Annotated in this window: 13 protein-coding genes and 1 pseudogene; 6 read left to right on the forward strand and 8 right to left on the reverse strand. The window is 64.0% G+C overall.

The window, feature by feature from the left end:
- Positions 1-50 precede the first annotated feature (50 nt).
- Together B3B04_RS01100 and nadA are read right to left on the reverse strand one after the other, a co-directional pair.
- Positions 51-926 carry a metalloprotease gene (locus B3B04_RS01100; RefSeq protein ID WP_292038932.1) on the reverse strand — a complete coding sequence of 292 codons (876 nt, stop codon included), beginning with the start codon at positions 924-926 and terminating at the stop codon, positions 51-53.
- Position 927: 1 nt separating this feature from the next.
- Positions 928-2,004 carry a quinolinate synthase NadA gene (nadA, locus tag B3B04_RS01105; protein WP_409516071.1) on the reverse strand — a complete coding sequence of 359 codons (1,077 nt, stop codon included), beginning with the start codon at positions 2,002-2,004 and terminating at the stop codon, positions 928-930.
- A gap of 144 nt (positions 2,005-2,148) precedes the next feature.
- Here nadA and B3B04_RS01110 point away from each other — a divergent pair, with 144 nt between their 5' ends.
- From B3B04_RS01110 to ilvA, 3 genes are all read left to right on the forward strand, one after another.
- Positions 2,149-2,790: a hypothetical protein gene (locus tag B3B04_RS01110; RefSeq protein WP_292038936.1), complete on the forward strand. Its 642-nt coding sequence runs from the start codon at positions 2,149-2,151 to the stop codon at positions 2,788-2,790.
- Between the two features lie 200 nt (positions 2,791-2,990).
- The gene (locus tag B3B04_RS01115; RefSeq protein WP_292038939.1) at positions 2,991-3,740 is read left to right on the forward strand and encodes a hypothetical protein; all 750 of its coding nucleotides are present in this window, start codon (positions 2,991-2,993) and stop codon (positions 3,738-3,740) included.
- Between the two features lie 70 nt (positions 3,741-3,810).
- A complete protein-coding gene (gene ilvA / locus B3B04_RS01120; RefSeq protein WP_349679357.1) occupies positions 3,811-5,319 on the forward strand; it encodes a threonine ammonia-lyase, biosynthetic in 1,509 nt (502 codons plus the stop codon).
- A gap of 49 nt (positions 5,320-5,368) precedes the next feature.
- Here ilvA and B3B04_RS01125 read toward each other — a convergent pair whose 3' ends face one another.
- Positions 5,369-5,713: a DUF3060 domain-containing protein gene (locus B3B04_RS01125; RefSeq protein WP_292038943.1), complete on the reverse strand. Its 345-nt coding sequence runs from the start codon at positions 5,711-5,713 to the stop codon at positions 5,369-5,371.
- A 139-nt stretch (positions 5,714-5,852) separates the two neighbouring features.
- A complete protein-coding gene (locus tag B3B04_RS01130) occupies positions 5,853-6,254 on the reverse strand; it encodes a host attachment family protein (protein ID WP_292038945.1) in 402 nt (133 codons plus the stop codon).
- Positions 6,255-6,554: 300 nt separating this feature from the next.
- Here B3B04_RS01130 and B3B04_RS01135 point away from each other — a divergent pair, with 300 nt between their 5' ends.
- Positions 6,555-6,791 carry a DUF2798 domain-containing protein gene (locus B3B04_RS01135; RefSeq protein WP_292038948.1) on the forward strand — a complete coding sequence of 79 codons (237 nt, stop codon included), beginning with the start codon at positions 6,555-6,557 and terminating at the stop codon, positions 6,789-6,791.
- A 37-nt stretch (positions 6,792-6,828) separates the two neighbouring features.
- Here the strand turns inward: B3B04_RS01135 and B3B04_RS01140 are convergent, their stop codons facing one another.
- On the reverse strand, positions 6,829-7,944 hold the full coding sequence (locus tag B3B04_RS01140) for a hypothetical protein (protein WP_292038951.1): 1,116 nt from the start codon (positions 7,942-7,944) through the stop codon (positions 6,829-6,831).
- A gap of 14 nt (positions 7,945-7,958) precedes the next feature.
- Positions 7,959-8,282 (reverse strand): PadR family transcriptional regulator, encoded by a 324-nt coding sequence (locus B3B04_RS01145; RefSeq protein WP_292038953.1) that lies wholly within the window; start codon positions 8,280-8,282, stop codon positions 7,959-7,961.
- A 143-nt stretch (positions 8,283-8,425) separates the two neighbouring features.
- On the opposite strand from B3B04_RS01145, the gene B3B04_RS01150 reads away from it, so the two are divergent.
- A complete protein-coding gene (locus tag B3B04_RS01150; protein WP_292038958.1) occupies positions 8,426-8,641 on the forward strand; it encodes a hypothetical protein in 216 nt (71 codons plus the stop codon).
- A gap of 39 nt (positions 8,642-8,680) precedes the next feature.
- On the opposite strand, the gene B3B04_RS01155 is transcribed toward B3B04_RS01150, so the two are convergent.
- Positions 8,681-9,961 carry a dicarboxylate/amino acid:cation symporter gene (locus tag B3B04_RS01155; protein ID WP_292038961.1) on the reverse strand — a complete coding sequence of 427 codons (1,281 nt, stop codon included), beginning with the start codon at positions 9,959-9,961 and terminating at the stop codon, positions 8,681-8,683.
- Positions 9,958-10,536: a hypothetical protein gene (locus B3B04_RS01160; protein ID WP_292038964.1), complete on the reverse strand. Its 579-nt coding sequence runs from the start codon at positions 10,534-10,536 to the stop codon at positions 9,958-9,960. The genes B3B04_RS01155 and B3B04_RS01160 overlap by 4 nt, the downstream gene beginning before the upstream one ends.
- Positions 10,537-10,879: 343 nt before the next feature.
- Here B3B04_RS01160 and uvrB point away from each other — a divergent pair.
- Positions 10,880-13,067: pseudogene (gene uvrB / locus B3B04_RS01165) on the forward strand (excinuclease ABC subunit UvrB).
- Positions 13,068-13,167 lie beyond the last annotated feature (100 nt).

A 13,167-nucleotide genomic window follows, 5' to 3' on the forward strand; every position in this document is an offset into this window, starting at 1 on the left:
AATCAGCGGCCCGTAATGGACCCGCACCTCATGCACCGGCCCCGCTCGCATTACAGGCTGATCCCCAGATAGCGGCCCACCATATCGGTCGCCCGCGCCACGTCACCGCCCGTCATGGCCAACAGCGCGCCCAGCGCCGCCCCGCCACACAGCACGCCCGTTACCAAAAACAGGCCCAGCGACTTGACCGCCTCGCCGCCGCTCAGCGGCCCGTCCGTCGCCCGCAAGCCGCCCTTGGACAAATGCCCCCAGATGGCCAGTCCCAGAAACACCGCCAGAATATAGCGCCCCGTGGTGATCCCCCACCACACCACCGCCACACCGATCGCCAGCAGCACCAGCTTCTCCAGCATGGGGTGCACCTTGGCCAACACCGGCCCCAGCGCCTTTGAACCATCCAGCGGCGGCGCCGGCACAAGATTGATCAGGTTCAGCATGGCGACAAAGAACGCCGCCGCAATCCACTCCACATTCCCCGTCACAGCCCATACGGCCAGCAGCGGCAACATGGCCAGCAGGCCAAACGCAGGCCCGGCCAGAGACACCAGCACCCCGATCCATTCGGTCCTCGGTGCCGTCTGCCCCTTGGCCAGCCCGCCCAGAAACGGAATGACGTAAATCTTCGCGGGCCCCATCCCCAGACGGTTCATCGCCAGCACATGGCCGTACTCGTGCACGAACAGGGCAAACATCAGCGATCCGGCCACGATCCAGCTGCCGGTCAGGAGCCACAGAAAGCCCACCATCAACAGGGTCGACACTATCAGCGTCACCTGCCCGCGACGGCGCGGCGGCGGCGTATTGGACGGCCCGCCATAGCGACGACCGGACGGCTTCGGCTCGGCCATCTGCACGGGCGCAATAACCCGCGCATCGTCACGGCCATCGCGCCGCCCCCATGGTCCCTGATCGTGCGGATCAGCCACCTCAGATCAGCTCCACAGCCACAGTATGCTTGGCCCGCACCAGATCATAGCGCGCAGGCTTGGAGGGCGGCGGCAGGTCCACCATCTTCTGCACAGCCGCCCGCGCCCGTTCCTGAATCTCTTCAGGCACTGTCACCTCGAACTTCATGTCACGCAGACAGTCGCGGATGTTCTCCAGCGTGATGCGTTTCATGTGCGGGCACATGTTGCACGGGCCGACGAAATCGACCTCCGGCACATCGCCCTTGATGTTCGACGCCATCGAGCACTCGGTAATCAGCACCACCTTGGCGGGGCGTTTGTTCTCGACGTAGGAGATCATCGCCGCGGTCGAACCGGCAAAGTCCGCCGCCTGCAAAATCTCTTCAGGGCATTCGGGGTGGGCCAGAACCTCGGCACCGGGCCACGCCTCGCGCATGTCGGCGATGTCTTGCGGCGTAAATCGCTTGTGCACTTCGCAGTGCCCCGCCCAGGCGATGATGCCCACGCTGGTCTGCGCCGCGACATTGCGCGCCAGATATTCGTCAGGGATCAGGATGACCTTGTCGACGCCCCATTCCTTGGCCGCCCATTCCACCACCTGCACGGCATTGGCGCTGGTGCAGCAGATGTCCGTCTCGGCCTTCACATCGGCGGTCGTGTTCACATAGGTCACCACCGGCAGCCCCGGATAGCGCTGCTTGATCAGCCGCACATCCTCGCCCGTGATCGACGACGCCAGCGAGCATCCGGCCCGCAGATCAGGGATCAGCACCGTCTTGTCCGGCGACAAAATCTTCGACGTCTCGGCCATGAAGTGAACGCCCGCCTGAACGATCACCTTGGCATCGACCTTGGCCGCTTCCTTGGCCAGCGCCAGACTGTCGCCCACGAAATCGCCGACGCCGTGAAAGATGTCCGGCGTCATGTAGTTGTGGGCCAGAATGACGGCGTCGCGCTCTTTCTTCAGACGGTTGATCTCGCTGATCAACTCCGCCTGACGCGGCCATTCCATCGGCGTGGTGTGGTCCTTGACCTTCTCCCACACCGCAGCGGTCTCTGCCGCCAGTTCCTTGCTCAGACCAAAGCCGTCAGCCATGACCTTCTCCCTACACCTTATGCTCACTTTTAGCATAAGTCAGATAAACAATAATACTTCCGGTCGCTGACGCAAGGGCAATCGACAGCGGAACACCTCTGCACCGCCTCCGTTCTCCCTCTCGAACCGTAGGAGCGGGCGACTGTGTTGAGTCACAAATTTATCCTTCTGGCCCTCGCGGCCCTCGCCATTCTGGTGGTCGTCTATGTGATCACCCGCGTGCCGCGCACCCGCACACTGCCGACCGCGTCAGCACCTGCCGCATCCCTGGCCGTATCAGACCTCTCCAAAGCGCTCGAAACCCATTATCCCGACGCCTTGGCCGAGATCGGGCAGATCGCCCCCGGGGCCGAACTGGAACTCTACACCCTCGCCTCGGACTTGCTGTTCAGCCTGTCCTCCAAGGTCGCCGCCGCTCCCGACGGTGCCGTCGTCGACCTGCTCAAGGCCCACGCCGATCTTATCCGACAGCTGGCCCGCGAAGATGCCGAAGCCTGCGTCTACGCCCATTACTACGGTCCGCAAGATGTGGAATCCTATAGCCCCGAGGCCAAGGTTCTGACCGATCGTCTGGGAGCGCTCACCGTTATCGCTGCCCATCAGGGCCAGCTAACCGCGACCGCGCGAACGCCACCCTCATCCGCACCGACGCTCCCCTTCGACGAGGAAAACCCGCCCGCCCCCGAGCAGGTCTGCGCCCACATCCTCGACCTCTACGAGCAGCTGCTGACCTTGCCGCCCGCAGATGCGGCAAGCGCCTTCATCGCCATGAAATACGCACCTTGAATTCCCGTCCGCTGGTGCCCGTCCCTGCCCCGGCCAATCCATAGGGTTATCTGCAGGGACCCGCGAACAGCGTCGCCTCGCAAAGCGTGAAGCGCCGTAACAAGTGGATACGAGGTTTCAACCAAAGGCCCCAAACCCGCCGCTTTCGGAGCCGCTCCGCATGATAGATGCGACCAAAGTTTAATCCCTCAAGCATTATGATGAAGCTCCAACACAAATCCGGTCTGGCTCTCGTTTCGGCTCTGGCACTGACGATCAGCGTGTTGGCCGCATGCGATCCCGTGGATCCCAACCAGACCCCGCAAGAGCGTTCAGCCCTGCTTGAACTGGATTTGCTGTCCAAGACCGATCCGGTCTTCATCGCCATCGCCTCTAAATTCCCCGAAGACTGGAGCGGCATCCGCGAAGATCTGGCGCGCGATTACGCCAACAGCACCTCGCGCGAAGAGGTCATCGCCGCCGCGACCCAGCACCTTCACGAGTTCATCGGCTCAAAGGCCGCCGCCACCGCAGCGGCACCCTCCTCGGCCATCGTCGAGATCATCCGCGCCGAGCGCGAGGCCCTCAAGGTTCTGCAAGCCACCGACGAAGCCCTGTGCGCCCAGTTTGCCAAGGGCAACCTGACCCGTACAGCAGACCTGTCGGACGAGGCGCTCGGCCTCATGTCAATTGTCGGTCAAAAGCGCGTTCTGGCCACCCGTCTCGGCACAGATGATCCCCAACTGCGCACTGCCCCCACCGACGAAGACCTGGACATCCTCGATCGGGCCATGCTTGAAAGCGACGCGCCTGCCGACTGGGCCTCGGATACCCCGCGTGACGACACCCAGACCTGCGCAACCGCTCTGACCGCCTACAACATCCTCTCCACCCTGCCAGAGGATCAGGCTGCCCGCATTTTCAGCCAGCTGGGCATGCACCCCGCCGCGCGCGCCGAACAGGGCAAATAATCGCTCGACTTCGGGTCTTCGACTTCGTAGGTGATTAAACTTCTCCCCGAAGCGAACGCCTAAAGATCAAATCGTGCAAGAGACTGTCCGCCGCATCCTGACCGCCCGCGTCTATGACGTGGCCGAGGAAACCCCGCTCGACCCCCTGCCGCGCCTGTCCGCGCGCGTAGAGCGTCCGGTCCTGCTCAAGCGCGAGGACCTCCAGCCGGTATTCAGTTTCAAACTGCGCGGGGCCTATAACCGCATCGCCCAACTGACCGAGGACGAACTGGCCAAGGGCGTCATCTGCGCCTCGGCGGGCAACCACGCCCAGGGCGTTGCCCTGTCGGCGGCCAAGCGCGGCATCCGCGCCACCATCGTCATGCCCACCACCACGCCCGACATCAAGGTCAGCGCGGTCAAGGCGCTGGGCGGCCACGTCGTCCTGCACGGCGACAGCTTCGACGACGCCAGCGCCCACGCCCGCAAGCTCGAAGCCGAGACCGGTGCCACCTTCGTCCACCCCTTCGACGACCCCTATGTCATCGCAGGCCAAGGCACGATCGGTCTGGAAATCCTGCGCCAGCACTCCGGCCCACTCGATGCGGTGTTCGTCCCCATCGGCGGCGGCGGCTTAGCGGCAGGCGTTGCCGCCATCATCCGTTTCCTGCGCCCCGAAACCAAGATCATCGGCGTGGAGCCGGTCGAGGCCTGCTCGATGAAGGCCGCCATTTCCGAGGGCGAAGTCTACACGCTCGACCAAGTCGGCCTGTTCGCTGACGGCGTGGCCGTGCGCCGCGTCGGGGACGAGACCTTCCGTCTGTGCCGCGACCTTCTGGACGATATTGTTCTGGTCGACACCGACGCCATCTGCGCCGCCGTCAAAAACATCTTCGACGACGTCCGCGCCGTGGCCGAACCCTCCGGCGCCGTCGCGCTCGCCGGTCTGAAAACATGGGCCGCCCGCAATCCGGGCTCAGGTGCTCTTGCCGCCATCAACTCCGGTGCCAACGTCAATTTCGACCGCCTGCGCCACGTGGCCGAACGCGCCCAGATCGGCCTTGGCACCGAGGCCCTTCTGGCCGTCTCCATGCCCGACGACCGCGCCGCCTACCACCGCTTCCTCAACAGCCTGCAAGGCCGCTCGATCACCGAGTTCAACTATCGCTGGAGCGGCGATACAGCCCAGATCTTTGTCGGCATCGCCCTCAAGGACGGCCCATCCGAGCGCCACGACCTGTGCACCATGCTTCGAGACGCAGGCTATGCCGTCGAAGACATGAGCGACAATGAAATCGCCAAGCTCCACGTCCGCTACATGGTCGGCGGCCGCGCCCCTGAGCTAAAAGGCGAGCGCCTGTTCCGCTTCGAATTCCCCGAGCGTCCGGGCGCCTTCCTGAAATTCATGAACAGCCTCCAGCCCGCGTGGAACCTCACCCTGTTCCACTATCGCAACCATGGCGATGACGTGGGCCGCGTGCTGGCCGGCATCCACGCCCCCGACAGCGACCAAGCCGCCGTCACCGCCGCGCTTGAAACCCTCGGCTACCCCTATATCGAGGAAACCATGAACCCCGCCGCGCGGTTGTTCTTGGCGTAAAGTTCAAAAAAAGCCCGCAGTCTCCTGCGGGCTTTTCACGTTTGAATGATCAGTTCCTGCGCGTCACGCGGTTGTTGTACCCGACCACATTGGGCCTTACCCGCCCCGTGGACGACCAGCGCACCGTCTGGTTGGTGCCCGCGATACTGACCCGCGCATCGGGGGCCAGATTGATGGTCACCTCATTGCTCGATCCGGTAAGGTCCAGACTGGCGCAAATGCCGGTAAACGTCAGTTTGTGCCCCGTCCCCGCGATGACCACATCGCGGTTGTCGCAATCAATGGTCCGCTCGTGCCCGACACCGGTCACCTCGATCCGCTGTGCATTCTCTTCCACCACACCGACCTGACCGGAAGCGGCCATAGCCAGCGACATCAACGACGCAACAGTCATCCCGACACTCCACACACTTGGTGAATGGGGTCCGAACGCCGTCCTCGCCACTTGGCTCCCACAGCCCGCATGACGCTGCCTGAAAAAAAACGGCCCGACGACATCGTCATCGGACCGCCTGTTCTACATCAACGCGGAGTTACGCCGCTTCAATCGACTTGATAATGTCCTCCGGCGAGGCATTGGTCAGCGTCTTGGTGATCTCGCCAATGATCGCGCCCTCGACTTCCTTGTGCCAGTGCTTTCGCAGCTCGCCCATGGTTTTGGGGGCGGCAATCACCACAAGTTTGTCGAACTTGTTCTTCAGCGCCCAGCCGTTCAGCGCCACGGCGACGCTCATGGCGTGGCCATCCTCGGCCTGGGTGTCATTGTCCGGATTGGCATCACTGGAGATACGACCGGCAGAGCCCGAAACACGCTCTTCCAAAGCGGGCGTTTCGATACCTTTCAGCTGCACATCGGTGGCTGTGCCGGTATTCCGGAACAGGCGCAGATTTTCGCCATCTACAACAGCAACCAAGGCATTCGTCGGCAGATTCATAAGGCTCTCCTGTAAGCGCCCCCGCACCCTATCTAACGACCGATCCCGCTTTCCGTTGCCCGACGCGTCACCCGCTCCGGTGTTTCGACCAAGGCGGTTCTTGACCGTCCCGCCTTCAACGCTTACGCCCGCTGTGTCGAAAAGATTATGAGGCCGGTGTGGTTATTCCGGCCCTCGCGCTTTTGCCGCGAGATCCAGTCGAGCCGCCAAGGCCTCGAACCCGCGACGCCATTTCCTTGTTCAGGATGGCGTCGCCGAAGGTTCACTTTCGGCCATGCTGTCCTCCATTCAGAGACGCACATGCACGGCAAGCCCGACCCCAAGACCTTCCTGCTCGCTCAGGTCTTCATCACCTTCTTCATGTCCAAGACCATGTCGGCCTTCATGGGTGTGCTGCACATGGGCTTTACCCCGCTGTTCCTGCAAACATGGCCGCGTGACTGGGCCATCGCCTGGCCTGTCGCCTTCCTGCTGACTCAGATTTTCAGCCGCCTCGGCTTTAAGCTGGCTTTCACCATCCGCCGCCCGCGCATGTGACCCGCAAAGGGGCGGCAGCGGTGCCGCCCCTGATCCATCACCCTTGGGGTTGTCGACGATCCCGCCCGCTGGACAGACGCACGATCGCCCCCGCCATATGGATCACCTCGGTCAACAGCCCCACGACGATGATACCGCTCAGCAAGGCCACTTCAGGGGTTTCACGCCAGCTCTCGGTATCCAGCCGCCCCAGCACATCCGCCACGCTCTGCACCTGAATGATCTGGGCCAGCGGCGATACCATCGCTATCCACGCCAGCAGAACAAGCCCCAGCAGGCTCATCACCACATCGCCTGCCGCCGTCAGCCGCACCGGACTGCCCGTCACCACGCGCATCACATCAAAGGCGATCCGCACCAGCATCAACAGACCAAACGGCCAGTACAGCACCTGATAGACCTGCCGGATCAGCTGGAGATTGTCTCCGTCCTCTCCCGCCAGCAGATCCAGATCCACACGCCCCATCGCGCCCCACCACCACATCAGAAACACGGTGGTGCAGATGGCGCTGGCCGCCGCCCCCGCCACGGGCGAGAACCCGTCATGGGTGCCGCCCCGCACGCCCGGTCTCGCACCCCGCACGCCTGATCTCAGGCCCGCTGCCACACGGTCCCGCCCGCGCGCCCGATCCCTCGCAGCAAACGAGGACGGAAACTCGAACATACCCAGATCGCGTACCCGCCAGTGCGTCAGAAAGGCCGGCTTGCGGTCCAACCGCTCGATCACCCAGCCCGCCCCCGTCACCAGCCCCAGTGCAAACACCGTCCCATAGGCCGCATCACGGATACCGCGCGACAGGGCGTCCGCCAGATCGGCATCCCCACCCATCACCTTGATCAAGACGCCCAGCACCGTCACCGCCGCTACCCCCAGCAGTGCCACCCGCATGCTGAACTGCCACCACGGATACAGCTCCGGCCCCACAATCCCCTGCGGTCCGTCGGCATAGCGCGCCGCGACCACCAGCGGATGGCCCACCTCGCGCAGCATCTCCTCAAATGCGTCCTCGCCCAGGGCGTGGCCCAGCGCCTCCTCGCGCACCTCCACACGGGTCAGGATGTCATCCTTCAGTTCGGCAACGATATCGTCGCGCTTTTCCGGCGGCAGTTGCGCGGCCACGGCGGCCAAATAGGCCTCCAGCATCTTGTCCATTCCCTCACCCTTTTTCACAGCATGGCCTCCACCGAAGCCGACAGCGCACGCCATTCCACAGCCAGCCGCGCCAGCATCGCCTCCCCTTCGGGCGACAAACGGTAGAAGCGTTTTTTGCGCTTCTCTTCCTCACGCCACTCGCTGACCAGAAGCCCCTGTGCCTCCAGCCGTCGGAGCAACGGATAAAGGGTGCTCTCCTCCATCTCCACGCCGGCCGCAGACAGCGCCACGCGCAGGGAGTAGCCGTACTGCTCGCTCCGCAGCTGGGCCAAAACCGCCAGGATCAGCGATCCGCGCCTCAGTTCCAGTCGCAAGCTTTCGAACAAGTCGTCGGCCATGGCCACGCATCCACCGTTGCGCCACATAGTGTGTGACACACAGTGTATGGTACCATGCTCACAACCTTGTCAAGGCGCGCGCTTGCGTCGGCCTTTGACTCAGATGCCCGTTAAGTGTTTCTTAAGTCACAGGGAGGGCAAAAATGATGTTTAGGATGGTCACACCTACGCCACCACAGGATGAGGGTCATTGGACCTTGCTTCAGCAGCGGCTGGACCGCGCTCTGTGGCAGTGGGATCGCCCGCTGCTCAAGGCGGGTTCGGGCATTACGCGCTTTGTCATCACGCATGACCCGTCACGCCTCGACTTCGACGATTTCGACGAAGCCGAGACCATGTTCGAGATGATGGAAGACTGACCGTCCCGCCCACTGCGACAGTGGGCGGGTTTTTTGTCATCAGATCCCCGCCGCCATCTCGCGGTCGGGCTCCACATCCTCACCCTGCACCATGCGCGTCACGGCCAGATCCGCCGTCACATTGCCCAGCGTCCGGAAGATGTCGGGGATCACCTCAACCGCCAGCAACAGCGGCAGCATTTCCAGCGGCACCCCCATGGCGATGCAGATGGGCGCAATCGACGCAAAGAAGCTGACCTGCCCCGGCAGACCCACCGTGCCCACCGAAATCAGCGCCGCCGTCAGCATGGCCGCAATCAGCTGGCCCGCACTCGGCTCGATGCCGAACAGATGGGCGCAATACAGCGCCACACCCAGATTGGCGACCGGCGAGGTGATGCGGAACACCGCCACCGCCAGCGGCAGGACCAGACCCGCCGTCGCGCGACGCACGCCCAGCGCATCCACCGCCCGCTCCACCATGACCGGCAGGCTGGCCAGCGATGACTGGGTCGAAAACGCCACCACCTGCGCCGGCGCCGCCGCCCGCGCAAAGCGGGTCAGGCTCACACGGCCAAAGACCATCACCAGCGGATAGAACAGCAGGCCAATGCCGATACAGGCCAGCGAGATCACCACCACATAGTGCAGCAGCACGCCCGCCGCGCTGGCCCCCGCCGTCAGGCCTACGCCCAGCGACAAGGCAAACACGCCCACCGGTGCCGCCACCAGCACCCAGCGCACGATGATAATCATCGTCTCGCCGACCGCCTCGAAAAAGGTGGTCAGCGGCGCGCGCAGCCGCTCCGGCAGGCGCGAGGCCGCAAAGCCAAAGAAGACAGCAAAGACAACGATGCCCAAAATGGCATCCTCCGCCGCCGCACGGATCGGGTTGGACGGCGCAATCGTCTTCAGGAACTCGCCAAACGGTGCCCCAGCGCCCACGCCCTCGGCACTGGCCGGAGCCGCCGCCAGCAGCAGACGGCCGCCTTCGGGATCAATCGGCCACAGGCTCAGCAGCCCATAGGACACCGCCACCGAATAGCAGACCGAGAACAGGATCAGCGCCGCAAACCAGCCGACCGCCTTCATGGCGATCCGTCCCGCTCGCGCCGCATCGGCAATCGAGGCCACACCCGTCACCAACAGGCTGAACACCAGCGGCACAATGGTCATACGCAGGGCATTCAGCCACAGCTGGCCAATCGACTGGATAAAGTCCGCCGTGCCCGTGCCCCCCGGCAGGCCCCAGCGCTGCGCGCCCATGCCCGCCGCCAGACCCAGCACGAGCGCCAGCAGAACCTGCACGCTCAGCGAGGTCAGAAACCGTTTCGCCTTCATCGGACACCGCCCGTTTGATCAGGCTGAGCCCCCGCCTCGCGGCGCTGCATGGCCACGGCCACCCCGCTACCGCCCACAGCCGCCAGCAAGGCCCCCAGCGCCAGCCAATAGCCCTCCAGCACCTCGATATCGACCCGCATCGCCTGACCCAGCATCTGGGCGAACTGGCGCTCCAGATCATTCTCCGCGCCCGGCCTCTCTTCCTGCTTCTCGGCCACCTCGGCCCGCATGGTCGAGACCATCTGCGTCATCCCGCCGAACACCAGCGCCAGAGACACCGCCGATGTCGCCAGCATGGCCAGCGCCCGCTGCCGCGCCCCGCGCAGCACAAACCCCAGCACCAGCCCCAGCGGGATCAGCACCAGCGCGCCGATAGCCCACCACGCCTGCCCCTGCCCTTCGGGCGTAATAGCAAAGTCCGGCAGATCGATCGTCCCCGTCGCCAGCTGATAGCCGCTCGACTGCACCAGCGCATCGCCATTGCAGCTCACAACCACCCACGGCAGGAAAAAGGCCAGCAAGGCCAACACCTTCGCCACCCTTGCCAGCCACAAACCGACAGCGCTGAACGTCATCCCGAACATCCCCAACTCTTCACGTCACCACGGACCTTGGCACCCCAAGCCTCAAAGCGAAAGAGAGGTTCCACACTTCCCTTATGGTCTTTCGCACAACACCGGCACTGCCCACTGGCAACCGGCCCCCATGATGACTAGTTTAATGTTCATGGCCCGTTCCCCCTCGACCCCGCCCAAGAAGCCCGCGACCAACGTGCAAAAGCCGGTCCACGTCTCGGACCCCGCCCGCGCGGCCGAGAACCAGCAGGCCCTCGAACAGGCCAAAGCCATCAAGAAGGGCGTCGCCGAAGCCCCCGCCCCCTTCCTACACGACAGCGCCACACCCCCGCGCCACCTGCCCATGTTCGGCACCGGCCCGCGCCTGACGCCCGAGGAAGCCCCCTCAGCCCCGTCGGACTGGCAGCCCCACCGCCCGGACCGCCCCAAGAACAAACTGTCCAAGCCCTTCCGTCTGGAGACCAAATACACCCCCGCCGGCGACCAGCCCCAGGCCATCGCCGAACTGGTCGAACAGGCTCAGGCGGGCGAGCAGAACCAAGTCCTCCTCGGCGTCACCGGCTCGGGCAAGACCTTCACCATGGCCAAGGTGATCGAGGAAACCCAGCGCCCCGCGCTTATCCTCGCCCACAACAAGACCCTCGCCGCCCAACTCTATTCGGAGTTCAAGGCCTTCTTCCCCGACAATGCGGTCGAGTATTTCGTCTCCTACTACGACTACTACCAGCCCGAGGCCTACGTCCCGCGCACCGACACCTATATCGAGAAGGACTCATCCATTAACGAGCAGATCGACCGGATGCGCCACTCGGCCACCCGCGCGATCCTCGAGCGCGACGACGTCATCGTTGTGGCCTCCGTCTCCTGCATCTACGGTATCGGCTCGGTCGAGACCTACACCGCCATGACCTTCGGCCTACAGGTCGGCGACACCATCGACGAGGCCAAACTCCGCGCCGACCTCATCGCCCTGCAGTACAAGCGCAACGACCTGCATTTCGAGCGCGGTATGTTCCGCAAGCGCGGCGACACCCTCGAAATCTTCCCTGTCCACTTGGAAGACCGCGCCTGGCGCATCTCCCTCTTCGGCGACGAGATCGAGGCCATCGACGAGTTCGACCCCCTCACCGGCAAAAAGACCGCCAGCTTGGAGCAGGTCACCGTCTACGCCGCCAGCCACTACGTCACACCCCGCCCGACCCTCAATCAGGCCATCACCGGCATCAAGGCCGAGCTGAAGGAAACCCTCGACTGGATGGTCGAGAACGGCAAGCTGCTGGAAGCCCAGCGCCTAGAGCAACGCACCCGCTTCGATCTGGAAATGATGGAGGCCACCGGCTCCTGCGCGGGCATCGAGAACTACAGCCGCTGGCTCACAGGCCGCGCGCCGGGCGAGCCCCCGCCTACCTTCTTCGAATACATCCCCGACAACGCCCTTCTGTTCGTGGACGAAAGCCACGTCACCGTCGGCCAGATCGGCGCCATGTTCCGCGGAGACTACCGCCGCAAGTCCACTCTGGCCGAGTACGGCTTCCGCCTCCCCTCCGCCATCGACAACCGCCCGCTCAAGTTCGAGGAATGGGACGCCATGCGCCCCCAGACGGTCTTCGTCTCCGCCACCCCCGGCGCGTGGGAGCTTGAGAAGTCCGGCGGCGTCTTCACCGAACAGGTCATCCGCCCCACCGGCCTGATCGACCCGCCCGTCGAGATCCGCCCCGTCTCCGGCACCACCCGCAACCAGATCGACGACGTCATCGACGAGGTAAAGGCCACCGCCGCCAACGGCTACCGCTCCCTCGTCACCACCCTCACCAAGAAGATGGCCGAGGACCTGACCGAGTACATGCACGAACAGGGCGTCCGCGTCCGCTACATGCACTCCGACATTGATACCTTGGAGCGCATCGAAATCCTGCGCGACCTGCGTCTGGGCAGCTTCGACTGCCTCATCGGCATCAACCTGCTACGCGAGGGTCTCGACATTCCCGAGTGCGGCCTCGTCGCCATCCTCGATGCCGACAAGGAAGGCTTCCTGCGCTCGGAAACCTCACTCATCCAGACCATCGGCCGCGCCGCGCGNNGCCGACCGCATGACCGGCTCGATGGAACGCGCCATCACCGAGACCAACCGCCGCCGCGAGAAACAACAGGCCTATAACGAGGCCCACGGCATCACCCCCGCCACGGTCAAGCGCGACATCAAGGAGATCATGGAGTCTCCTTACGAGTCCCGCGAGATCGACCGCTTCACCAACCCCGGCACGAAGGAAGAAACCAAACCCTTCACCGGCTCCAACTTCCAGACCGCCCTCAAGGATCTGGAAACCCGCATGCGCGACGCCGCCGCCAACCTCGAGTTCGAGCAAGCCGCCAAACTGCGCGACGAGATCAAGCGCATGAAGCTGCTTGATCTCGAGTTCGCCAACGAGGCGCTGACGGGGGCTGGTGAAGAGGTGGACCGGTCAGCGCCGAAGCGTTGGCGGAAGGAAGCAGCGGCGGAGAAGGCAGAGGCGTTTAGGCGGGGGCGTTAGGGGCTTTGCAGTAAAATCCATTTCCAGTATCAACGGAATTTACGTTGACGTTGATACTGGGGGGCCTCGTGAAAGCGTTCTAGGCTCAGGACTCATAGCC

Origin of the sequence: Brevundimonas sp. UBA5713, assembly GCF_002419815.1 — a bacterium.
GTDB lineage: Bacteria > Pseudomonadota > Alphaproteobacteria > Caulobacterales > Caulobacteraceae > Brevundimonas.